Here is a 23,546-nt window from a genome sequence, read left to right as displayed (position 1 = left end):
TTTAATGATTCTAATACAGGGAATAATTATATTAGATAATAAACGGAAAGATATGGAACAACCATTATGGGGAATTGACCTGGGCGGGACTAAAATTGAGGGCGTTATCATGCCAACATTGCAGAATCCTGAACCCATTTTAAGAACCCGCGTACATACAGAGGCGCATAAAGGCTACGGGCATATAATTTCACAGATCGTAAAACTTGTGAATGAAATGAAAGCCACGTCGGGGTTACAACCGGCATCAATCGGCTTTGGAACTCCGGGTGTTTTGGACCCGATATTGCAAACCATGAAAAACTGCAATAGTACTGCATTGAACGGCCAGCCTCTGAAAAAAGACCTTGAGCAAGCCCTCGGTATTCCTGTAGAACTGGCCAACGATGCCAATTGTTTCGCTCTGGCAGAAACTCATTGGGGAATTGTAAAGAAGCAGTTTCCTGATGCCAGGATGGTATTTGGTATAATTATGGGATCAGGAGTTGGGGGTGGAATTGTAATTGATGGTAAAGTATGGAATGGAAAACAGGGAATTGCCGGTGAATGGGGACATATTTTCCTTGATGCTTCCGGTGGGCCTTGTTATTGTGGTAAAAGTGGTTGTGTAGAAACGATCCTTAGCGGTCCCTCACTGCAACGGTATTTTAAACAAACCAGTGGAATAGAATTAAATCTCCGTGAGATTGTTGAAGCTGCACAGTTAGTCGAAAATGCTGCCGCCCGGCTTACTATCGATCGCCTGCATCATTTCTTTGGCAAAGCAGTATCGATAATTACCAACCTGCTCGATCCCGATGTAATAATAGTAGGAGGGGGAGTAGGAAATATCGATTCTATCTATACAGCTGGCATAAAATCATTAGCCCATTATATATTCAATAACCGGCTTGATGTGCCTGTGGTTAAACCTATGCTGGGTGACAGTGCAGGAGTTTTTGGTGCAGCTGCCCTGGTAGCCTGACCGCCATTTAAGGTGCTTTTATTATAGATACAACATGTCAGTTGTGGCCACCCTATTGTATTGGATCAGTTTACTGGTCATTTTCTATACCTATGTGGGGTATGGCATCCTTATGTGGGTTTGGGCAATTTTCAAGCGGAAAAAATCGGCGCTTTCAGTTGAAAATGACGCTTCATTACCCGCAGTGACGATTTTAATCCCCGCTTATAATGAAGCCGGTGTAATTGGGGCGAAAATCCGGAATAGCCTCGAGTTAAATTACCCCAGACGCTTATGCACCGTTTTCGTTATTACCGATGGGTCAACCGACGGAAGTCCCGATATAGCCCGGGCATTTCCGCAGGTTCACCTCGTCCATGAGCCTGTCAGGCTGGGTAAAGCAGTTGCGATCAACAAAGCTATGGAATCTATAACTACCCCTTTGGTAGTGCTGACAGATGCAAATACTTTACTTAGCAGCGATAGTATCCGGCTATTGGTTAGTCATTTTAAAAACCCGCGGATTGGGGCAGTTTCAGGTGAAAAAAAACTACTGGTAGCAGAAAACTCGGGTTTGGGCGAGCAGGGAGAAGGGCTTTATTGGAAATACGAGTCTTTCTTAAAGAAGAACGATGCCCTTGTTGGAACACTGGTTGGCGCGGCTGGGGAATTGTTTTCCTTTAAGCGTGAACTTTTCCAGCCACTCGAACCCGATACCATACTTGATGATTTTGTATTGTCTTTACGTATTTGCGCAAAAGGGTTCAAGGTGGCCTATGAACCAGGGGCCCTGGCTCTTGAAAGGGGATCTTTATCTATAAGCGAAGAACAGACCAGGAAAATAAGAATAGCAGCCGGAGGATTCCAGGCTATGAGTCGCCTTCCTGGATTGATGCGATTTAAAAAACACCCTTTACTGACTTTTCAATATTTTTCCCACCGGGTACTACGCTGGACGCTTGCCCCAGCTCTTCTTCCGATTTTGTTAGCCGTAAACCTCTTTCTGGTAGTAAATGATGCCAGCGTATGGTATAGGGTTACCTTGCTGGCTCAAACAGTTTTTTACTTTTCTGCAGGTATTGGCTGGTTAGGTGCCCGGAACAATACGAAGTGGCCGATCGTATTTATACCATATTATTTTTTATTCATGAATTGGGCGGTATTTCTTGGCTATAGCAGGTTTTTAAGTGGTAAACAGTCAGGGATATGGGAAAAATCAGAACGCATACCCTTTCCTGTTAACGACTGAAATGGAATCTTTACCAAGGCAAACCGGTAGTTTTTGCCTAAGTAGAAATATTTATTGCAGATCATTTCTTTAAATGGAAATTAGTATTACTTTTATAGCAGGAAACTTTCATTCAAATCCTTTGATAAGCACCTGATGCTGGCTGGCCATAAATCCTAAGAACACCTTTATTGAAGTTGAATTATTTCGGATAAGTTGATTCCGAAGGATATATTTGTTTTTTCATATACCCCTTGAAGACCTAACCGTTCCAATCGATTTTCCTATTGAAAAATTGAGTTTTTAAAACTTAATTATTCAAGGATGAAAAGAAAGATACTTGTGATAACTGAAAGCAAAGCTATCAGGTTTTTATTACAGACTGTGCTTCACGACCAATTCACTACTATCACTGCTGCTGAGGCTGCAGATGCTATGTACTGGATTGCGCAAACTGAGTTACCGGCAGCCATTGTTATGGATCCCAATTTGCCGGATACTGAGCCTTGGGAACTGGTAGAACACCTGAAAACCAGTGGGCTGTATAAGCATATCCCCCTCATTGTTATTTCTGAGCAACCTGAAGGTGAACTTGCTTCACTTAGTGCAAATTATAATGTGGATGCTTATTTCCATAAGCCATTCAATCCTATTGATCTTAAGAAGAAACTTGAAGCACTGGTAAATATGCCTGCAGTCAAAAGTGATAAAATGCTTAAAGCTGTATAAGGCAACCCTGAAAACTTTAAACCTTACCTGAATGGAACCAATTTTACCATTAACATCTTCCTCTCCCCAGACTTCTTCTTATAAACGGTATTCCGTATATCGTGAGCCTAATATTGCACCTGTCGTTCAGATTCATTCGCGGGAGTTTTTCTATATTGGAAAGAATACCCGTAGCATAGATTACCTGGTAAATCTTTTTGATGGAGGGTATGCTGCAGAAAATATTTCTAAAGCACTCAATATCCTTAAAAGAATTGACCAACAGCAAAAGGCTATCCCAAATGTCTTTATAATTGACAGTGCAATTGAACTTTCTGCTGTAGCAGAACTGAATGCTTTCCTCACCACTGGGGAAAAGTTCCGGGGAATTCCGGTGATTATGGATAAGGTCAATAGTACTACCGACCCGGCAGATCCGGGATTGCTCATGCGTATATTCGATGACGTTATCGATACCCGCAAGGTTGATAACAAGCTCCTGAACCGGATCAACTTCCTTGAAAAGGTAAAGCAAAAGAAATTTTCAAAAACGCAGGAAACCATCAGGATGATCGAGCGTGTCAGGAAAAATAGCAAATTGGGAGTGGGTCGCAGGGCATTTGATATCCTGGTATCATTAATTGGTATCATTTTAATGAGCCCAATTATGGTGCTTATTGCACTTGCAATTAAATTGGAAAGCAAAGGGCCTGTTTTTTATATCTCTAAAAGAGCTGGCAGAGGATACAGGGTATTCAATTTTTATAAATTTCGCACAATGCAATGCGATGCCGATAAAAAGGTTGACCAGCTAAAACAATTTAGTGAGTATGATGAAGAAAAATGCCGGGTTTTCTTTAAAGTGTCCGATGACCCCAGGGCAACCCGCATTGGAAAATTCTTAAGGAATTCGAGTCTGGACGAATTGCCCCAGTTTTTTAATGTGTTACTGGGTGATATGTCGCTGGTGGGAAATCGGCCACTGCCATTATACGAAGCAGCCATGCTAACTACTGATGAATGGGCTGAACGTTTTATGGCACCAGCAGGCATTACCGGACTCTGGCAGATCCGTAAAAAAGACAGGCATTACATGTCTGATGAGGAAAGAATAAAATTGGATATCACCTATTCCAAAAAGCAGAATTTTCTTTTTGACCTTTGGATTATTGCGCATACGCCGCCCGCCCTGATCCAAAAATCAAACGTTTAATACTTTACCCTGTAAATATTTTAGAAAAGCCGGCCCGAAGCCGGCTTTTCGACTATTGGTATCCGATATTATATATTTTGTCGAAAAAAAACAAATGTTCATTGGTTATACTTTGATTTTTCCCTATTTTCCCAACTCGTGGTTAATTTTATTTATATAGTCGGCCTTGTGCTGTTCATTTACTTGTTCTGCAGTATAACTTACTTGCTGGTGGTAGCCATTGCCGGAATGATGCACCAGGAAGAAGCACCTCCGGAAACTGACAAATTTGCCAGTTTTGCTATCCTGATTCCTTCTTACCGCGACGACCATATCATTGTACAAACCGCTTCGGAGGCATTAAATCACAATTATCCAGCCGGCTTTTTTGATGTTACTGTTATTGCAGACTCCCTGCTACCCCAAACTGTGGCCATATTAAGAAAAATGGGGATTAAAGTACTCGAGGTTTCTGCTCACATGAAAGCTAAGTCAGTTCATGCTGCATTACAAAGCTTGCCAAATGGAAAATACGATGTAGTGATGATTCTGGATGCAGATAATATTATGAAATCCGGTTGCCTTAGGTTGGTCAATAATTATTATCAGGCCGGTTATTTAGCCATGCAATGCCATCGCACTGCAAAAAATGACCAAACAAGTATTGCCCTTCTGGATGCAATCAGCGAAGAGATAAATAACCATCTTTTTCGCCTCGGGCAGCAGTCGCTTGGATTTTCTGCCGCCCCTTCAGGTTCTGGTATGGCCTTTGAAACCAAATTGATCCAATCTATTTTTACCTGGAAACCCATTCTTGATAATCCAGGTGAAGACCGCGAAATAGATATGCAATTACTAAAACGTGGCATTAAACTGCATTATATTCCAGATGCATGGGTATTGGATGAAAAGGTGGCCAGCCACGATGTATTTGAAAAACAAAGGGTTCGCTGGATGGAAGCCCAATGGTACCAGGTCAGGCGTTTTATGGAACCCGACATGAAAGGTATCCGAAAGGATGCCCAGTATTATAATAAACTCATTCAAAACCTATTGCTACCCCGTTCACTTTACCTGGTGGTTTTTTCTGCCATAGTTTTTTTGGTAATCATACGGTATCTTACCGGTTGGGCATTTTTCTTTCCTTTACCCGGTTGGTGGCTAAGCTTGTTATTGTTCTTTATGCTTACCCTGGCTATTGCCATTCCATCGCGATACTATTCCTTGCAAACCGGTAAAGCCCTGGTTAGCCTGCCTATGTTAATGGTTACAATGATTAAAGCGCTTTTGCGCATCAGGAAAGGAAGAAAGGAATTCCTGCACACCCCCAAATCCTATACAGGAATGAATGATCAGTAAGAATCGGTTACTGCACTTATTTTTGTGGTAAATTGCCGCCGATCAGCTTCGACGCTACCATATTATCAAGTTCCATTGAATACCTGAAAGGTGTTGGTCCATTCCGCGCGGACCTCCTCAGGAAAGAACTGCAGATATTCACTTTTAAGGATCTTCTAGACCATTTTCCCTTCAGGCATGTTGACAAAACAAAGGTCAGTCCGATCAGTTCTGTGCATCCTTCATCCGATTATTTGCAAGTTGCCGGTACGATAACAGGTTTTTCCATAATGGGTGAAAACCGGGGTAAAAGGCTTGTGGCGACCTTGAAGGATGCCAGCGGCGAACTGGAACTGGTTTGGTTCCAGGGTATCAGCTGGGTACAAAAAATATTGCAGGTCGGACAGGTTTACCTGGTATATGGGAAGGCAGGATATTTTAATGGGATGCCCCAGATCACCCATCCCGAAATGGAAATTTATACCCCGGAAAAGATTAATGGTAAAGCCTTCCTGGAACCTGTTTATCCAAGTACAGAAAAATTAAAGGCGAAATCTCTTGGTGGCAGGCAAATCGGCAAACTGACATACAGCTTATTGTCTGCCCTCAAAGAACGTGACCTGCCAGAAAACCTGCCATCAAATATTTTACAGCAGTTTCGATTCCCTTCCAGGTTTGATGCATACCAGCAAATCCATTTTCCCTCTTCCGGGCAACAACACCAGGCTGCCATGGACCGTCTCAAATTCGAAGAATTATTCATTGCACAACTGCGTCTTTCCCTCATAAGGTTGCAAAGACATCGCTATTCGAATGGAGTAGTTTTTGCCCAGGTGGGGAACCTGTTCAATACTTTTTATCATAATTACCTTCCATTTGACTTAACCGGTGCACAAAAAAGAGTGCTCAGGGAGATCAGATCTGATATGGCACAGGGCCGCCAGATGAACCGCCTTTTGCAGGGTGATGTGGGTAGCGGAAAAACCATGGTCGCCTTATTATCTATGTTGCTTGCTGCAGATAACGGATTCCAGAGTTGCCTCCTTGCACCCACTGAAATCCTGGCCAACCAGCATTACCAGGGCATCACAACTTTATTGAAGGAATTGCCTGTTCGGGTTGAATTGTTAACCGGCTCGGTGAAAACCGCGGCACGCAGAAAAATTCTAAAAGACCTGGTTGAAGGTGAAATTGACCTTTTGATCGGTACCCATGCGCTGTTGGAAGATAAAGTGCAATTTCATCATCTCGGCCTTGCCATTATAGATGAACAGCACCGTTTTGGCGTGGAGCAAAGGGCCAGGCTATGGAAAAAGGCAGTTATTCCACCCCATATTCTGGTGATGACAGCAACACCTATTCCCAGGACACTGGCGATGACAGCTTATGGCGATCTCGATTATAGTATTATCGACGAAATGCCCCCGGGCCGGATACCTATAACAACAGTTCACCGGTTTGAATACGCGAGGGCAACCGTAATGGATTTTTTACGTTCAGAAATAGACAAAGGCAGGCAAGTCTATATTATTTTCCCATTAATTGAAGAATCTGAAAAGCTTGACCTGGAAAACCTGATGCGCGGTTATGAAAATGTAAAAGCGTTTTTTCCGGAACCGCGGTATTATATCAGCATGGTTCATGGAAAACAGGCACCGGAAGTGAAGGAAACCAATATGCAACGATTCGTGAAGCACGATACTCAGATCATGGTTTCTACAACTGTTATTGAAGTCGGCGTGAATGTTCCTAACGCAAGTGTAATGGTCATTGAAAGTGCAGAGAAATTCGGTTTATCACAATTGCACCAATTAAGGGGAAGGGTTGGTAGAGGAAGTGAAAAGAGTTTTTGCATATTATTAACAGGTATGCAATTAAACAATGAGGCCCGGGAGCGGTTAAAGATAATGTGTGCAACAAATGATGGATTTTTGATTGCAGAAAAAGACCTTGAATTGCGCGGCCCGGGCGATATTGAGGGCACAAGGCAGAGTGGTTTATTGAATTTTAAACTGGCCAATATAGTTCAGGATAAACACTGGCTGGATGCGGCAAAGCAACTAGCCCTGGCAATTTCTGAAGCTGACCCTACACTTTCGTCGCTTGAGAATCTGCCATTAAAAGCGTTTCTTCATGCCCAGAAAGGCAAACAGGCCTGGAGTAAAATTTCATAGGTTAAGTCGCTGGTATTATTCATTTTATTGATGTAAATTCAATGACCTTGTTAAAGCATATCCACATATTCCTAATCGCCCTAATTTCTTTGCCGGCCTTTGCCCAAAAGAATACAAATGCACTTGAATTTGTTGAAAACAAAGGACAGTGGGATAAGCGTGTTACCTATATGGGTGAGTTAGGCAATGGTGCATTTTTCCTCCGGAAAACTGGTTTTACTATCCTGCAGCATAATTCCGCCGATTTATTGCAGTTATCTGAACTTGCTCATGGCCATGCGCCCGATCAGCAGTCAAATTCCCGTCGCCAGGGGGCAGATGGCATGGCTTCTGCTAATACTGTTGCGAAGGTGCCCGGGAAAACTAATGACCTTACTATCCGCTCGCATGCTTATAATATGGAACTTGAAGGTGCAAATGAGTCGCCGGAAATAGAAGGGTCAAAACCGCAACCGGGGTATAATAACTATTTCCTGGGTAATGATCCAGCAAAATGGGCGGGAGGTTGTCGTATATTCAATACTGTTACTTATAAAAACGTATATCCTAATATTGATATCCGTTACTTTACCGACGAAGGCTGGGTTAAATACGAATACATTATAAATCCAGGTGGAGACCCCGGCAAAATCGTGATGCGGTATGAAGGCATTGAAAAACTTTCTTTGAGAAAAGGTGAACTTGTTATCAAAACTAGTGTTGGGGAAGTCCGTGAAATGCAACCCTATACCTACCAACTATCGGACAAAGGAAGAACTGTTATTGGTGCGAAATACCAATTGAAAGGTAATACCGTACGGTTCGCTTTGGAAAGCTACGACCCCAAGGCAACCGTTATCATTGACCCAACCCTGATTTTCGCTTCATTTACCGGAAGCAAATCCGACAACTGGGGCTACACCGCAACCTATGGCGGCGATGGTACTATGTATACCGGGGGTATAGTTTTCGGCAATGGCTTCCCTGTTTCACCTGGTGCATTTCAAACTACATATAGTGCTTCAGGGGGTTCTGAGCCCTTTAATATGGGTATCATGAAGTTTAATCCTAACGGAACCCAAAGAGTTTATGCTACCTATGTTGGAGGGGGATACTCTGATCAGCCCCACAGCCTTATTGTTAATTCAAAAGGCAACCTGATTATTGCAGGACGTACTTCTTCTTCTGATTATCCAGCATTACAATCTTTTGGCAACAGAAGAGGGTGGGATATCGTAATTACCGAACTTAACGCCACTGGAACAGCATTAGTTGGCTCCGTGGTTATCGGCGGACAAGGAAACGACGGTATTAATACCGGCGACAGCCATGGAGGATCTCCAAACGGGTTACTAAATTTTTATGGAGATGATGCCCGCAGTGAAGTCATCCTGGATAAAAACGATAATATTTACCTTGCATCCTGCACACAATCGGCAGATTTTTATGTTACCCCAAATGCGCCCTTCAAATCACTGACTGGAAGTACAGATTTGCAATCTGGTGTTCTGATAAAAGCAACACCTACTTTGTCTACAATACTGATGTCCACTTATTTTGGCGGAAAAGACCTGGATGCTGGATTTGTATTAGGCGTTAACGATTTTAATGGTGATATATGGGTTTGCGGGTCTACAAAAAGTAATGATTTCCCGGGTAATAAAACTGGAACAATTGGACCAAATTATATTGGCGGTGAAACAGATGGGTTTATCGCGGTTTTTTCAAACGATGGAACCGTGCTTAAAAAATCAACATATATTGGAACTACTGAAAAAGACGCTATTTTGGGCTTTGAGTTCGACCGCTTAGGCGATCCTTATGTAATGGGCGTAACTTATGGCCCCTGGACAAGAAAAAATGCCGTTTACGGTGTTGACGGGGCGAAAAATTTTATTGGAAAACTTAAACTCGACCTTTCAGGCTGGCAGTACACAACTACTTTTGGGACAGCTGGTTCTACTCCGAATATTTCGCCCGTTGCATTCCTGGTAGACCGTTGCCAGAATATTTATGTATCTGGCTGGGGCGCATCAAACCTCGCTAATTATCCTATGCAGGGTACTTCTGGAATGGAGATTACCTCTGATGCCCTGAAGAAAACTACTGACAACCATGACTTCTATTTTATCGTAATCAAGAAAGATGCTTCTGCTCTTTTATATGCAACCTATTTTGGGCAGAATGGCAATTTCTCAGAGCATGTTGATGGAGGAACAAGCCGTTTCGACCAAAATGGTGTTATTTACCAGGCGATGTGTGCCAATTGTTTTAGCCAGGCATTAGGCACACAAAGGCCCCGTTTTCCCGTAACACCTGGGGCATGGTGCTGTTCTAATGGATATTCAGGAGCCGATGGAACAGGTAATGGTGCTGAATGCAACCTCGCTGCACTGAAGATCTCTTTTAATTTTGCAGGTGTTGGTGCCGGTGCGTCAGCCTATATAAATGGTGTGCGTGACACATCCGGTTGTGTGCCATTAACTGTTAAATTGGTAGATACCGTTCAAAACGCGAAAAGCTATATCTGGAATTTTGGAGATGGTAGTCCGGATTTGGCCACCACAAATTTTGAAGTACCTCATGTGTATAACGCAGTTGGCACCTATCGTGTAAGGCTTATAGCAATTGATTCAAGTACTTGTAATATCAGCGATACTGCTTTTATTAATATCAGGGTTCGAGCTGATGAAGCTAAGCTCGATTTCAGTGCTACGAAATTACCACCTTGCGAATCCTTGTCCTTCAGGTTCGATAACCTGTCAGTTCCACCGCCAGCCAAACCATTTTCAAATACTTCTTTTATCTGGGACTTTGGTGATGGTTCAAGGCAAGTTGGCGGTCTTACCAGTGTTAATCATTCCTATTTGTCAGCAGGCTCTTACCAGGTCAGGCTGATTTTAAATGATACCGTCTACTGTAATTCAGGAGATTCAATTGTAAAAGAATTTAACCTCAGTCCACTAGTTAAGGCGCAGTTTGAACTGCCCAATGGCTGTGTGCCTTATAATGCAATTATTACAAACACTTCTATAGGTGGACAAACCTATTTATGGGATTTTGGTGATGGTACGTCTTCCACCGATAAAGAACCGGTTAAAGTATTTAGTACTGCTGGAAAATTCAGGGTCAAACTAACTGTAACAGACCCAAATAGCTGTAACATTGTTGATTCCACATTCAGGGATGTCCTGGTTCAGGGTGCGCCAACTGCCGGGTTTAGTTTTGCACCGGTTACTCCATTAGAAAATACACCAACTACATTTACAAATACTTCATCAGCAGATGCCATCAACTTCCTGTGGAGTTTTGGTGATAATGAAACAAAGGAAACTGCTTCCCGTGCACCAATTGACCACCAATACAATAAAACGGGCCGTTACGATGCCTGCCTGGTGGCAGTGAATGTATCTGGATGTATTGATACCCTTTGCCTGCCTGTGGATGCTATAGTTTCACCAAGGGTAGATCTTCCTAATGCATTTACCCCTCTTGGTCCAGCCCCTAATAATGTAATATTTGTAAGGGGATTTGCAATCGGAAAAATGAGGTTTATGATTTTTAACCGGTTGGGTCAGAAAGTGTTTGAATCAGATAACATGAAATCAGGCTGGGATGGAAAATATAACGGAGTTGTACAACCAATGGATGTATATGCCTATGTCCTTGATGTTGAATTTACAGATGGCACCCGAACAACGAAAAAGGGAGATATAACATTAATCCGGTAATCCTAAATAATCAGGAAATGAAGAGCAATAAGATAAAGCGGCGATTAATGATGATAGTTTTATTATCGGGCTATTTTTCTGCATCGGTAAAAGCGCAGGATCTTCACTTTTCTCAATTTTTCAATTCACCGTTAACTACTAATCCTGCTAATACGGGGTTCATTCCCGATGCTGATTACCGGATTGGGGCAAATTACCGCAGCCAGTGGGTTAGTGTAATGGATGTGCCTTATAAAACTGTGAGTATATGGGGTGATGCGCAAGTGTTTCGTAACCGGATTGAGAACGGCTGGATTGGATTGGGTGGTGTAATTCTCAGGGATGCAGCCGGAAGCGGAAACCTCACTTCAACAAAAATTTACGGTTCTATTGCTTATCACCAGATGCTGGGATATGCAAGCTTGCTTTCTGCAGGGTTTAATATTGGATGGGCCAATAAACGGATTGACCCAACCAGGTTGAAATTTCCGGATCAGTTCAACGAGTCTACCGGGTTTTTTGATGCAGGCGTGCCAACTTCCGTCTATTTTAATTCTACAAGTACAAGTTATGCTGATATCCAGGCCGGATTGAACTATGCTTATTTCCCCACGGATAAATTATATGTGAATGCCGGATTTTCGGTACACCATATCAACCAGCCCAAGGAAACCTTTTTTACCGATGCAGGATTTGACAACCGGCTTGCGCCGCGCTATATAGGATTCCTGAATGCCAGTATGAAAATGAATGACCTGGTTATCCTTAGCCCCATGGCATACTATACTAACCAATCAAAAGCATCTGAATTTTTGCTTGGAGCAAGTGCCAATTATAATCTTAGCGGAGACGGCGAAACCCAGGTAATAGGTGGTATTTACTATCGCTCCAATGAATCCTTTATTCCTTTAATAGGTTTTCAATGGAAGAACTTCAGGATGACATTTACCTATGATGTCACCAATTCATCATTGACTAAGTATAATAACTCGCAAGGTGCAATTGAATTTTCTCTGGTGAAGAATGGGTATTATGAAGAATACAATGCCTACCAGCGGCAGTCACTTTGCCCTAAGTTTTAACTGGCTTTCCTTCCGTAAATTCACGATTTCCCGAATTATCCGATTTTTGCAACTAACGTTCTTAGCAGCTATGGAATTGATACCCGAAAAAGGCAGGTTAACTGAAGAACATTTGCGGCAGCTGCAGCAGATTGTAGGTCCGGATTTTGTATTTACTGATACAGAATCGTTCCTGAAATATGGCCATGATGAAACGGAACACTTATTTTTTTCACCAGAAGTCATAGTTAAACCCCGCACGCCCAAAGAAATCAGTGCCATCCTTCGGCTTTGCCATGAGCATTATATTCCTGTAACACCAAGGGGGGCCGGGACAGGCTTAAGTGGTGGCGCTTTGCCCCAACTGGGCGGTGTCCTGTTGTCGATGGAAAGGTTTTCTTCAATTTTGGAAATTGATGAGCGAAATGGCCAGGTAATCACTGAACCAGGTGTAATTACCGAGGTATTACAAATGGCGGTAAAGGAGAAAGGATTGTTTTACCCACCCGACCCAAGTAGTCGCGGATCCTGTTTTATAGGCGGAAATATTGCAGAGAACAGTGGCGGCCCCAAAGCGGTAAAATATGGTGTGGTAAGGGATTATGTTTTGAACCTCGAACTGGTTTTGCCTACAGGGGAAATTATCTGGACCGGGGCAAATGTGTTAAAAAATTCTACCGGTTATAACCTGACGCAATTATTGGTAGGCAGCGAAGGAACATTGGGAATTGTTACTAAAATTGTGCTTAAACTAATCTCCCACCCCAGGCACGACCTGCTGATGCTGGTGCCTTTTGCCTCACTTGAGAACGCCTGTGAAGCAGTTAGTGCCATATTCAGGGCAGGATTTACGCCAAGCGGACTTGAATTAGTTGAAATTGATGCCCTCATAATTGTTAGTGATTTTGTAGACAGTACAGTAGTTCCTCTTACTCCTGATACTGCAGCACAGCTCATTATAGAAGTTGATGGAAACCATCCCGATACCTTAATGGCCGAAATGGAAGCAATTGCTGAATTACTCACCCGGTACAATTGCGGGGAAGTGTTTTTTGCAGACGATTCACAACAGAAGGCAGAACTATGGAAATTGCGGCGAAGGGTAGCAGAAGCGGTTAAAATTGCCGGTTACACCATCGAAGAAGATACAGTGGTGCCAAGGGCTGAATTGCCCGCCCTAATCAGGGGAGTTAAGGACCTGGGCAACAAGTATGGCTTTAATGCCGTTTGTTACGGACATGCCGGCGATGGAAACCTCCATATCAGGATAAAGCAGGAGGGAACATTAAATAGTCAGGATAATGTTAATATGCAATTAGGTTTACGGGCATTGTTTGAACTTGTGTACCGGCTGGGTGGAACCATCAGCGGAGAGCATGGCATAGGATTGGTGCAAAAGAGGTTTATGGATATCGTCCTGGATGATACCCTGTTTCGACTAATGCGTGGAATAAAAAAAATTTTCGATCCCCATAATATTTTAAATGCGGGAAAAATATTTGATGCTTAAATACCTTTTAATGAAAAGAATAATTATAACCTTTTCCCTACTTGCTGTTGTAGTTACAGGCGCTTTTGCACAAGACAGCCAGGGTAATCAGGAAGAGCCTGTCAAAAAAGGATTTGACAAAAGCCGGCTCTTTGTCGGCGGTAGTTTTGGGTTGGCTTTTGGCACCTATACACTCATAAATGTTTCGCCACAGGCTGGATACATGTTCAATAGGTATTTTGCTGCCGGTGTTGGTATTAATGCTATTTATTCAAGTCAAAAAAACTCCTATGGGGAAACTTGGGAGCAGGGAGTGGCCGGAATGAATGTTTTTGGAAGAGTTTATCCGATACCACAATTATTTGCGCAGCTGCAACCTGAAATGAATTATATCTGGGGCAGCTACAGCTATGGCGGTTCCAAGAGCTCGTTAAATGGTACTATAATACCTTCTCTTTTATTGGGTGCAGGGGGAATAATACCCATGGGCAGGTCGGGTGGATTTGTAATTATGGCCCAATATGACCTGCTTAATAAGATGGGTACCGGAACTAATCCAGGAACCCCCTATGGTAGTAATGTATTTTTCAGCGTGGGAGTAAATGTTGGCCTGTAATGGATTAGTGTATTTTATTGAATAACTCAACCGGGTTATTGCAAATAATGATCCTTGAGTCTATTGCGTCATAAAGGAAGTTTTCCTTTTCTGCATTTCGCAGGAATTGAATCAGGCCGCTATAATACCCGCATGAATTAAGGATATATACTTTTTTGTCATGTATCTTCAACTGATTCCATGTCAGCATTTCAAATAGTTCATCAAGGGTGCCAAATCCGCCAGGCAGTACTATAGCAGCATCGCTCATTTCATAAATCATTCGTTTTCGACTATGCATATCCGCTACCACCGCCAGTTCTGTTAGTCCTTCGTGTTGTTGTTCCCATTCTGTAAGGATTTTTGGGATTACACCCATTACTTCCCCGCCATTTTGTAAAACTGCATCTGCAATTGTACCCATCAGCCCTTTTTTCCCACCGCCATAAACAAGTTTGATGTTTAACATGGCAATAAACCTGCCCAGTTCAGTTGTATGTTGTGTGAATATAGGGTTGGCTCCTGCCTGCGATCCGCAAAAAACTGCTATAGCCTTGATGTTCATATATTAATCTGCTAAAGTAATAGTAATGATCATTAATTTGTAGCTATTTTAGAAAAAACATAGCGGCATGTCTCCAACACTGCTTTTCTCCATTGTAATTGCCTATTTTTTGATATTACTGGCAGTGGCCTGGTTCACTTCCCGTAATGCCAATAATGATAGCTTTTTTATCGGTAATAAAAATTCCAATTGGATACTAGTGGCATTCGGCATGATTGGTACATCATTAAGTGGTGTAACATTTGTATCTGTTCCGGGTACGGTTGCAGTAAATGCATTTGGTTACATGCAGGTAGTATTTGGTTATTTTTTGGGCTACCTGGTAATTGCTTTCGTATTGCTTCCGCTTTATTACCGGTTGAACCTTACTTCCATTTACAATTACCTTCAGCAAAGATTCGGATTTGCGGCCTATAAAACAGGTGCACTATTTTTTATAATTTCCAGAACTGTTGGTGCTACAGCCAGACTTTACCTGGTGATCAATGTAATGCAGTTATTTATCCTGGACAGGCTGGGCGTCCCTTTCTTCATAACTGCCCTGGTCATTTTACTGATGATATTACTCTATACTTTCGAAGGGGGCGTAAAAACAATTGTATATACTGATACACTCCAAACCAGTTTCATGTTGCTAGGCCTTGTAGTATGTGTACTCTATACAATGAACCACCTGGGTTTTGGTTTTTCTGGTGCAATGGATGCATTGTCAGTTAAAGGGTACACAAAAATCTTCAATACCGACTTTAACAGTAAAGGGTTTTTTCTGAAGCAGATAATCGGAGGTGCCTGCATAACTATTGCAATGACCGGACTGGACCAGGAAATGATGCAGAAGAATATCAGTGTAAAAAGGTTAAAGGATTCCCAGAAAAATATCCTATCGTTTAGCGTGGTTCTTGTATTTGTGAATTTCCTTTTCCTGTTACTGGGCGGATTATTATACATATTCGCAGAGCAGAATGGCATGGCAGTAAAAGGCGACGACCTTTTTCCGACAGTCTCTATGAATTTCCTGCCTCCTGCGGTATCCATAATATTCATCATCGCGCTTATTTCTGCTTTGTTCCCAAGTGCGGATGGCGCCCTGACTGCACTTACATCATCTTTCTGTATTGATATCCTGGGCATCAGGCGGAATCCTGGGCTCACCGATAAACAGCAGAAAAGGACCCGCATGATTGTACACCTGACCTTCACTGTTATATTCATGATTTCTATCCTGGTATTTAAATGGATCAATAACAAATCCATAATAAGTATTATTCTTGACCTGGCAGGTTATACTTATGGCCCATTATTGGGATTATTCTCTTTTGGCATCCTCACAAAAAAGCAATTTCCCGACAACTTTGCTGTAACCTTCGTTTGTTTACTGTCACCATTTTTGTGTTTTATAATTAGTAAGTATTCTGCTGGCTGGTTAGGCGGCTTCCAGATTGGGATTGAACTGCTATTAATCAACGGGTTACTCACTTTCCTGGGGCTGTTAATCATTTCAAAAAAACAGGCCGTTTCATAAACTAATAAGGGAGATTTTACGTTCATATTATTGTATTACTACGATGCCATCCATGGTAGCAATGGGTGGCATCGTTGTCTCCTAACCTTAAAACGAAGACTATGAACGATACGATCCGGATGACAAAACAAAGGCGTTGGAGTGAATCAAAAGCGCATTCAAGCTGGCAGATATTTAAAATAATGGCTGAGTTTGTGGATGGTTTTGAAGCCCTTGCCAAGCTCGGACCATGCATTTCCATTTTTGGTTCGGCCCGCACCCAGCCCGGCCATAATGCATATGAGTTAACTGTTGATATTTCCAAGAGGCTGGCAGAAGAAGGGTTTGGTATTATTTCCGGTGGCGGTCCGGGTATAATGGAAGCAGCAAATAAGGGTGCACAATTGGGTGCTGGTAAATCAGTCGGTTTAAATATTGAACTCCCTTTTGAACAACATGCCAATCCATATATTGACCGTGATGCCAATCTCAATTTTGAATATTTCTTTGTACGTAAAACAATGTTTACCAAGTATTCCCAGGGATTTGTAATGATGCCAGGCGGATTTGGCACCATGGATGAGTTCTTTGAAGTGGCTACCCTTATCCAAACTGGTAAAATGCTGCAGGTTCCACTGATTCTTGTAGGAAGGGAATATTGGACCGGGCTGATGCAGTGGTTGCAAAAAACAATGTTAACCGAAGAATATATATCTACTGATGACCTCGATCTATTGAAAGTCGTTGATACAGCCGATGAGGTAGCAGAACATGTATTGCATTTTTACAGCAAGCATCCCCTGCAACCCAATTTCTAGTTGATTGGCAAAGAAGCCCTAATTTTGCCTGAAATTTTTTTGTCATTGGATCTAATTAAAGCTGCAGTTACTGAATATGCTGAGCGCTTCAGTTCACCCGAACCGGAGTTGCTGAAGGCTATTGCAGCCGAAACAAAGGTAGAACATCCGCACTACCATATGCTTAGCGGCCATTTGCAAGGGAGGTTCCTTGCAATGGTCAGTCGGTTAATGAAGCCTGATTATATTCTTGAAATCGGCAGTTTTACAGGATATAGTGCATTATGCCTGGCCGAAGGCTTATCTGCAAACGGACAGTTACATACTATTGAATTAAGACCTGCCGATGCAGCTACCGCCAGGAAAAATTTTAACCTTTCGCCGAATTCTCAACAACTAATTTTGCATGAAGGCGAGGCTTCACAAATAATACCAGGGTTGCCCTTTGAATGGGACCTGGTTTTCATAGATGCTGATAAAACTGCTTATCTGAATTACTATGGGCTCGTGTTGCCCCGGTTAAGGAAGGGTGGTTTGATTATTGCTGACAATGTTTTATTTCATGGTGAAGTGCTGGCCGCTTCCCTGAAGGGGAAAAATGCTAAAGCAATCCAGGCATTTAACGAGTTTGTTGAAAAAGATGACCGGGTTGAAAAAGTTCTGGTAACCCTTCGGGATGGCCTTTTATTGGTGCAAAAAAAATAATGGAAATGCTTCGTTCACTTTTTTATATAGTTACATTTTTTGTTGGATTGACCAATTTTGCGTTTGGCCAGCAATCTGCTGCTGTAATTGAATATATAAACGCTTACCGGCAACTGGCTATTGAAGAAATGCAACGGACAGGTGTGCCTGCTTCAATAAAGCTGGCACAAGGAATCCATGAAACTGAAGCCGGGCGTAGTGACCTGGTTTTGAAATCGAATAATCATTTCGGTATCAAATGCAAATCGGGCTGGTCCGGTGATAAAGTATACCACGATGATGATGCCAGTGGAGAATGTTTTCGTAGCTACCCATCAGCCATTGATTCCTATCGCGACCATTCCGATTTCCTGCGGAGCAGCGACAGGTATGCATTCCTGTTCCGTCTTGCACCAACCGATTATAAAGGATGGGCTTATGGCTTAAAGAAAGCCGGCTACGCCACTAATATCAAATATTCGCAGATCCTGGTGAACCTGATTGAAACATATAACCTGCAGCAGTATACGTTGATTGCCATGGGTAAACTCCCGGTTCCGGAAGATATGGCCAATTCAGGAACTCCTTCAGTCATTAATAAGGCAGAAGTCCTTACTCCTGTGGTAGCGTATCCTGATGGCGTTTTCCAGATCAATGAGACCCGGGTCGTATTTGTAAAAGGAGGAACATCTTTGTTGTCTGTTGCTAATGCGCACGACCTTTCCCTTGCAAGGCTGCTCGAATTTAATGATATGACCCAGGGGGAAGGAGATATTCTGGCAGAGGACCAATTGATTTACCTGCAACGGAAAAGAAAAACAGGGGCAAATCTTTTCCACTATGTACAACAGGAAGAAACCCTTTATGATATAGCTCAGGCGGAAGGTATCCGCTATGAAAGTATTCTTGAGCTGAATCACCTCGAAGTTGGTATGACGCCGGCTGTGGGGGAAAGAATATTCCTCAAAGACAAATCTCCGGCAAGACCCTTACTGGCAGGAGCCGCACCAACAGTGGATACTACATATTCAGCAACGGCCCAGATTGAAGCAACACCAACTTTTACGAGGCATATTGTTCAAAACAAAGAAACCCTTTTCGGGATCGGTCGTAAATATGGGGTGAGTCCAGAAAAAATCCGGGAGTGGAATAAACTTTCCAATGCAAGCCTGAAAACCGGCCAGGAATTAATCATCTACACTAACTGATATGTCAACCATTAAAGTGAAGGATAAGGTTTTTGAACCTTATTTAACCGCAGCTGAAATTGATAAGGCAATACATCGGTTAGGAGCTTCACTTTGCGAAGATTACCAGGACAAGCGGCCATTGTTTATTGCTATTTTAAATGGGTCGTTCATGTTTGCCGCAGACCTTTTTAAAAATTTACCCATTGAAGCAGAAATCAGCTTTATAAAATTGGCATCTTATAAAGGCACAAAGTCAACCGGGCAGGTAGTAACTGCGATTGGCCTGGATATAGATATACACAACAGGCATGTGGTCATTATTGAAGACATTGTCGACACCGGGAAAACATTAAATGCCTTCCTGCCACAGCTGAGGCACCAGCACCCTGCATCTCTTGAATTAGTCGCTTTACTGAACAAGCCGGAAGCCACTGAATACACGATACCAATAAAATACCTTGGATTTTCTATCCCCGACAAATTTGTAGTTGGTTACGGGCTCGATTACGATGGTTTGGGCCGGAATCTTGCAGACATATACAGGCTTAAAGAAGAGCAATAGAAAATTCTGCAAGGCATTTACTTGACTATCAATAGATAAATAGGTAACTTTCTGCCTGAAACGACCCCCTCCTGAAAACTGCAGTAGCCATATTAATGTTGGTATTGGCTGGTATTTCAACCAGGGCCCAATATTACCTTCGCGGAGAAATTAAGGATGAAACCCAAAAACCTTTGCCGAATGTAAGGATGATGTTGCATTCTACCGGCTATATTTATTATTCCGGAACTACTGGTGGGTTTGGCATTACATCTTCCCAGATTATTGATACGGCAACACTTGACCTCGAAGGTTTTAAATCCCAAACTGTTGCAATTGATTCCCGGAAGGAAAATAGTATCACTTTAAAACCGACAATCCGAAAAGGGAATAACCAGGAAATGCGCCTGATGTCAGTGACCCGCGACTTAAAAGGAGAAGAAAAGACAAGTCGTGTACTTACTGGTGAAACTTATAGTACCCTTCGGGAAAACGATTTCATGGCAGCAGGAAAATTCCCTGCTACTGATTTTGCAGTGAATACAGATAAAGCATCTTATAGCAATATAAGGCGGTTCCTGAATATGGGCAATACTGTTCCACCTGATGCAGTGAGGATTGAGGAAATGTTGAATTATTTTGACCTTAATTACGAAGAACCTGAACCCGGTGCTGTATTTAAAATGGAAACAAGGCTTTCAGAATGCCCATGGAATCCTAAAAATCAATTGTTCTTCATTAAGGCAAGTGCAAAGAAACTGAACCTTGAAAATATACCACCCAGTAATCTTGTTTTCCTGATCGATGTATCAGGCTCTATGGACATGCCAAACCGGCTTCCCTTGCTGAAATCGGCATTTAAACTGATGGTGAATAACCTTCGTGCAATTGATACTGTATCTATTGTCGTTTATGGTGGTACCGTTGGCGTTTGGCTGCCACCAACCTCCGGGGCTGAAAAGGTCAAGATCCACAAAGCTATTGAAGAATTAGAAGCGGGGGGGGCTACAGAGGGAGAGTCTGGAATTCGCTCTGCTTATAGATTGGCTCAAAGCAAGTTTATTCCCAATGGCAATAATCGTGTAATTCTGGCAACAGATGGTGATTTTAATGTTGGGCAAACCAGTGAAGAAGGCCTGGATCGCCTGATATCATCACAAAAACAATTGGGAATTTATCTTACCTGCCTTGGAGTTGGTATGGGCAATTACAAAGACTCCAAACTGGAGGTGCTGGCTAAAAAGGGCAACGGGAATTTTGCTTATCTTGATGATGAAAAAGAGGCAGAGAAGGTCCTGGTTAAAGAACTTACCCAAACTATGTATGCCGTTGCTGATGATGCCCTCCTGCATGTTAAATTCAATGCTGATGCCGTGAAAAATTACCGGCTGATAGGATTTGATAATAAGGTTACGGCGATTTCCGATTCCTCCAGTGTACTGGAAGGCGGGGAAGTTGGATCAGGTCATACATTGATGGCTATTTTTGAAATTGAGCTTCCTGAAGAAGGGCAGGATTCCTCTGCTAAGCTGGCGGATATTGAATTAACCTGCAGATTGCCCAACGACACTAAACGCCTTAATTATTATCTTTCTACGCAGGCAAACCCTGCAAAATTTTCATCCCTGCCTGATGCTTACCGTTTTGCAGCCGGAATTACATTGTTTGGTTCCTTGTTGAAAGAATCAAGATTTACGAAACAGGCAGGGTGGAACGATGTTCAAAATATTGTACAGCCTATTATTCAGCCGGACAATTATTTGCAGGGAGAATTTTTGGTTTTACTTGAAAAGGCTAAAAAGATATATTATAAAGGTAAATCATCAAGACTCAGAAACATCTTCAAATAATACCAGGTCTTCCTGCCTGATTTTTTGATTTTCTACAAAGTACATATCTATTTCCCCGATATTTTTGGCTGAAATTTTTCCCCTGTATTTACAGTGATACCGATGTTTGATAATATCATAAACACTGGATGAAACGTTTACCTGGCCCGGCTCTCCGGCGCTTTCCATCCTGCTGGCGATATTTACTGTACTACCCCAAATGTCATAGGCATATTTTTTCTTTCCAACTACTCCGGCAACAAGAGGGCCAACATGGATACCAATACGAAGTTCCCAGGGTGCAAGTCCCTTTTCAATTCTTTTTGCATTCCAGTTCTTGAGGTATTCTATAATATCAAAACTGGCTTCAATCATATTCATGGTAGCAGCAGGATCAGGTGTCGGAATGCCACCAGCGCACATATAAGAATCTCCAATTGTTTTGATTTTCTCCAGTTTGTGTTTTTCAATAATATCATCAAAAGCCATAAAGCAATCATTCAATTCTGCAACAAGTTCCTGTGGAGACAATACATCAGCCAACTTTGTAAAGCCTTTGAAATCCGTAAATAATACAGCTGCGTGATCAAAATATTTAGGTGTTGCCTGGCCCTCTGTTTGTAACTCATGTGCAACTTCTGCTGGCAATATATTCAGCAGCAAGCCTTCGATTTCGGCTTTCTGGTGGTCTAATAAGGTGTTTGTTTTTACTTTATTGCGGTAGTCGCGGTATAATATGCCGACAATAATGAAAATTAAGCCCAGACCCGCCATTAGCCCATTCTTTTGGATTTTTTGTCGTTTTATATCAAGGTCTTTCAGGTCTTTCTCTTTATTAAGGATGTCAATTTGTTTTTCCTTCAGTCCTACCGTATATTTTAATTGCGCACTGTCTGCCGCAAACTTAAACAGCGAATCGGCAAGCAGCGCAGAAAGGTTACTGTATTTATAGGCATTACGGAAATCATTTTTAGCAGAGAAAGTTAAGGATAAACCAGAATAGGCTTTTTTTAATTCTTCCCCGGCTTTTATTTCAGCAGCCAGCATGCGGGCTTTGTCAAAATATACAGTTGCCTTATCATGCATATCCTGGTCCTCATAAAATTGGGCAATTATATTCAGTGATTGGGCCATATACAATTTGTTGCCGATCTCAGTGGATTTTTTCAAAGCTTCCTCGAGGTAGTTGAGTGCAAGGTCTTTCTGGCCTTTCCGAAGGTATAATTTCCCTATAAAATTCAGCGCATAGGGTAAGAGCTCGTCTGTGGGATCGAATACCTCGGTTGCCTTGAATAAGTTGTAAAAGGAGGCAGAATCCTCCCTTTTATCATAATAGATTTCTCCCAGATTAACATATGAAACACCCATTTCTGGCTTATCATTAATCAGTTGTGCTATATGGAGGGCTTTATTCAGGTAATCAATGGCGAGGTCAAAAGTATTTGGCTTAGCCATGTAGATTATGCCCACATTATTGAGTGCGGTAGCGATTCTTACGGTATCATTTGCTTTTTGGGCGGATTCCAGGGAATGCATGAAATATTCCATGGCCCGGGAGGAGTTTCCCTGCTGGAAATTGATGGAACCAAAGTTGTTTAGTATGTTGGCTTTGCCTGATTCATCCTTCAACGATGAATACTCCTGGAGTGCCGGCTTCCAGTATTCTTCAGCGTGTATATAATCACTCTTTAGGAAATAATAAAGACCAAGGTTTTTAAGTCCAAGCGCCTTGCCTTTTGGGTAGCTTATTTTTTCCGATAAAGACACTGCTTCTTTAGCGAATTCTATAGCTTCAGGCGTTTTGATGGTTAGTGAGGAAAGTTGGTTGAGTATTTTGACCCTGTTTGTATCTTCTTTTTGGTATAAAAGTATTTTTTTAAGGCTGTCCACCTGGTTATCCTGTGCATGAACCATTAGCCCTGACATTATAAATAATATAAAATAAATACCGCTAAGCCTGCTCATGCTGGAATACTTTGATTAAAAATAATTCAATTCGTACAAAAGAAAAAATGAGGGCCC

General features: G+C 42.2%; 18 protein-coding genes. 16 read left to right on the top strand and 2 right to left on the bottom strand.

All coding sequences use genetic code 11. From position 1 onward, the window contains the following. Nucleotides 1–52: 52 nt before the first annotated feature. The 10 genes from LAQ65_RS19300 (at nt 53) to LAQ65_RS19255 (ending at nt 14,438) form a co-directional block, all read left to right on the top strand. Nucleotides 53–964, top strand: coding sequence for an ROK family protein (locus tag LAQ65_RS19300; RefSeq protein WP_224118651.1), 912 nt, complete (start codon nt 53–55; stop codon nt 962–964). A 34-nt stretch (nt 965–998) separates the two neighbouring features. Beyond that, nucleotides 999–2,192 carry a glycosyltransferase family 2 protein gene (locus tag LAQ65_RS19295; protein WP_224118650.1) on the top strand — a complete coding sequence of 398 codons (1,194 nt, stop codon included), beginning with the start codon at nt 999–1,001 and terminating at the stop codon, nt 2,190–2,192. Between the two features lie 303 nt (nt 2,193–2,495). Then, nucleotides 2,496–2,900 carry a response regulator gene (locus LAQ65_RS19290; RefSeq protein ID WP_224118649.1) on the top strand — a complete coding sequence of 135 codons (405 nt, stop codon included), beginning with the start codon at nt 2,496–2,498 and terminating at the stop codon, nt 2,898–2,900. A 31-nt stretch (nt 2,901–2,931) separates the two neighbouring features. Beyond that, nucleotides 2,932–4,092 carry a sugar transferase gene (locus tag LAQ65_RS19285; RefSeq protein ID WP_224118648.1) on the top strand — a complete coding sequence of 387 codons (1,161 nt, stop codon included), beginning with the start codon at nt 2,932–2,934 and terminating at the stop codon, nt 4,090–4,092. 168 nt (nt 4,093–4,260) lie between these two features. Further along, on the top strand, nt 4,261–5,430 hold the full coding sequence (locus LAQ65_RS19280; protein WP_224118647.1) for a glycosyltransferase: 1,170 nt from the start codon (nt 4,261–4,263) through the stop codon (nt 5,428–5,430). A 32-nt stretch (nt 5,431–5,462) separates the two neighbouring features. Next, complete coding sequence (gene recG, locus LAQ65_RS19275) at nt 5,463–7,583, top strand: ATP-dependent DNA helicase RecG (RefSeq protein WP_224118646.1); 2,121 nt, start codon at nt 5,463–5,465, stop codon at nt 7,581–7,583. A gap of 47 nt (nt 7,584–7,630) precedes the next feature. Continuing rightward, on the top strand, nt 7,631–11,293 hold the full coding sequence (locus LAQ65_RS19270; protein WP_224118645.1) for a DUF7948 domain-containing protein: 3,663 nt from the start codon (nt 7,631–7,633) through the stop codon (nt 11,291–11,293). Nucleotides 11,294–11,310: 17 nt separating this feature from the next. Further along, complete coding sequence (locus LAQ65_RS19265) at nt 11,311–12,354, top strand: PorP/SprF family type IX secretion system membrane protein (RefSeq protein WP_224118644.1); 1,044 nt, start codon at nt 11,311–11,313, stop codon at nt 12,352–12,354. Beyond that, entirely contained in the window at nt 12,305–13,843 is a 1,539-nt protein-coding gene (locus tag LAQ65_RS19260; RefSeq protein ID WP_224118643.1) for an FAD-binding oxidoreductase, read from the top strand. Before LAQ65_RS19265 ends, LAQ65_RS19260 begins: the two co-directional genes overlap by 50 nt. 10 nt (nt 13,844–13,853) lie before the next feature. Continuing rightward, a complete protein-coding gene (locus LAQ65_RS19255) occupies nt 13,854–14,438 on the top strand; it encodes a hypothetical protein (RefSeq protein ID WP_224118642.1) in 585 nt (194 codons plus the stop codon). Nucleotides 14,439–14,442: 4 nt separating this feature from the next. Here LAQ65_RS19255 and LAQ65_RS19250 read toward each other — a convergent pair whose 3' ends face one another. After that, nucleotides 14,443–14,982 (bottom strand): LOG family protein, encoded by a 540-nt coding sequence (locus tag LAQ65_RS19250; RefSeq protein ID WP_224118641.1) that lies wholly within the window; start codon nt 14,980–14,982, stop codon nt 14,443–14,445. A 67-nt stretch (nt 14,983–15,049) separates the two neighbouring features. Between LAQ65_RS19250 and LAQ65_RS19245 the strand changes: the two genes are divergently transcribed. The 6 genes from LAQ65_RS19245 to LAQ65_RS19220 all read left to right on the top strand — a co-directional run bounded on the left by LAQ65_RS19245 (nt 15,050) and on the right by LAQ65_RS19220 (nt 21,545). Next, nucleotides 15,050–16,504: a sodium:solute symporter gene (locus LAQ65_RS19245; protein ID WP_224118640.1), complete on the top strand. Its 1,455-nt coding sequence runs from the start codon at nt 15,050–15,052 to the stop codon at nt 16,502–16,504. A 101-nt stretch (nt 16,505–16,605) separates the two neighbouring features. Further along, a complete protein-coding gene (locus tag LAQ65_RS19240) occupies nt 16,606–17,301 on the top strand; it encodes an LOG family protein (protein WP_224118639.1) in 696 nt (231 codons plus the stop codon). Nucleotides 17,302–17,346: 45 nt separating this feature from the next. Then, nucleotides 17,347–17,985: an O-methyltransferase gene (locus LAQ65_RS19235; RefSeq protein ID WP_224118638.1), complete on the top strand. Its 639-nt coding sequence runs from the start codon at nt 17,347–17,349 to the stop codon at nt 17,983–17,985. A gap of 5 nt (nt 17,986–17,990) precedes the next feature. Next, a complete protein-coding gene (locus LAQ65_RS19230; RefSeq protein WP_224118637.1) occupies nt 17,991–19,172 on the top strand; it encodes a glucosaminidase domain-containing protein in 1,182 nt (393 codons plus the stop codon). A gap of 1 nt (nt 19,173) precedes the next feature. Further along, nucleotides 19,174–19,716: a hypoxanthine phosphoribosyltransferase gene (gene hpt, locus LAQ65_RS19225; protein ID WP_224118636.1), complete on the top strand. Its 543-nt coding sequence runs from the start codon at nt 19,174–19,176 to the stop codon at nt 19,714–19,716. Nucleotides 19,717–19,811: 95 nt separating this feature from the next. Beyond that, nucleotides 19,812–21,545, top strand: a complete 1,734-nt coding sequence (locus LAQ65_RS19220) for a vWA domain-containing protein (RefSeq protein ID WP_224118635.1) — start codon at nt 19,812–19,814, stop codon at nt 21,543–21,545. Here LAQ65_RS19220 and LAQ65_RS19215 read toward each other — a convergent pair. Beyond that, nucleotides 21,519–23,450, bottom strand: coding sequence for an adenylate/guanylate cyclase domain-containing protein (locus tag LAQ65_RS19215; protein ID WP_224118634.1), 1,932 nt, complete (start codon nt 23,448–23,450; stop codon nt 21,519–21,521). The genes LAQ65_RS19220 and LAQ65_RS19215 overlap by 27 nt on opposite strands. Between the last annotated feature and the right edge of the window lie 96 nt (nt 23,451–23,546).

Origin of the sequence: Flavihumibacter profundi (assembly GCF_020076305.1) — a bacterium.
GTDB lineage: Bacteria > Bacteroidota > Bacteroidia > Chitinophagales > Chitinophagaceae > Flavihumibacter > Flavihumibacter profundi.
Note: the sequence above shows the minus strand (reverse complement) of the source record. Positions and strands in the feature narration are given on the sequence as shown.

What these genes read in the sequence shown, in the direction of transcription:
- LAQ65_RS19300 (WP_224118651.1), top strand. Translation starts at nt 53, where the DNA reads ATGGAACAACCATTATGGGGAATTGACCTGGGCGGGACTAAAATTGAG.
- LAQ65_RS19295 (WP_224118650.1), top strand. Translation starts at nt 999, where the DNA reads ATGTCAGTTGTGGCCACCCTATTGTATTGGATCAGTTTACTGGTCATT.
- LAQ65_RS19290 (WP_224118649.1), top strand. Translation starts at nt 2,496, where the DNA reads ATGAAAAGAAAGATACTTGTGATAACTGAAAGCAAAGCTATCAGGTTT.
- LAQ65_RS19285 (WP_224118648.1), top strand. Translation starts at nt 2,932, where the DNA reads ATGGAACCAATTTTACCATTAACATCTTCCTCTCCCCAGACTTCTTCT.
- LAQ65_RS19265 (WP_224118644.1), top strand. Translation starts at nt 11,311, where the DNA reads ATGAAGAGCAATAAGATAAAGCGGCGATTAATGATGATAGTTTTATTA.
- LAQ65_RS19260 (WP_224118643.1), top strand. Translation starts at nt 12,305, where the DNA reads ATGAAGAATACAATGCCTACCAGCGGCAGTCACTTTGCCCTAAGTTTT.
- LAQ65_RS19255 (WP_224118642.1), top strand. Translation starts at nt 13,854, where the DNA reads ATGAAAAGAATAATTATAACCTTTTCCCTACTTGCTGTTGTAGTTACA.
- LAQ65_RS19250 (WP_224118641.1), bottom strand. Translation starts at nt 14,982, where the DNA reads ATGAACATCAAGGCTATAGCAGTTTTTTGCGGATCGCAGGCAGGAGCC.
- LAQ65_RS19245 (WP_224118640.1), top strand. Translation starts at nt 15,050, where the DNA reads ATGTCTCCAACACTGCTTTTCTCCATTGTAATTGCCTATTTTTTGATA.
- LAQ65_RS19240 (WP_224118639.1), top strand. Translation starts at nt 16,606, where the DNA reads ATGAACGATACGATCCGGATGACAAAACAAAGGCGTTGGAGTGAATCA.
- LAQ65_RS19230 (WP_224118637.1), top strand. Translation starts at nt 17,991, where the DNA reads ATGCTTCGTTCACTTTTTTATATAGTTACATTTTTTGTTGGATTGACC.
- hpt (WP_224118636.1), top strand. Translation starts at nt 19,174, where the DNA reads ATGTCAACCATTAAAGTGAAGGATAAGGTTTTTGAACCTTATTTAACC.
- LAQ65_RS19220 (WP_224118635.1), top strand. Translation starts at nt 19,812, where the DNA reads ATGTTGGTATTGGCTGGTATTTCAACCAGGGCCCAATATTACCTTCGC.
- LAQ65_RS19215 (WP_224118634.1), bottom strand. Translation starts at nt 23,450, where the DNA reads ATGTCAGGGCTAATGGTTCATGCACAGGATAACCAGGTGGACAGCCTT.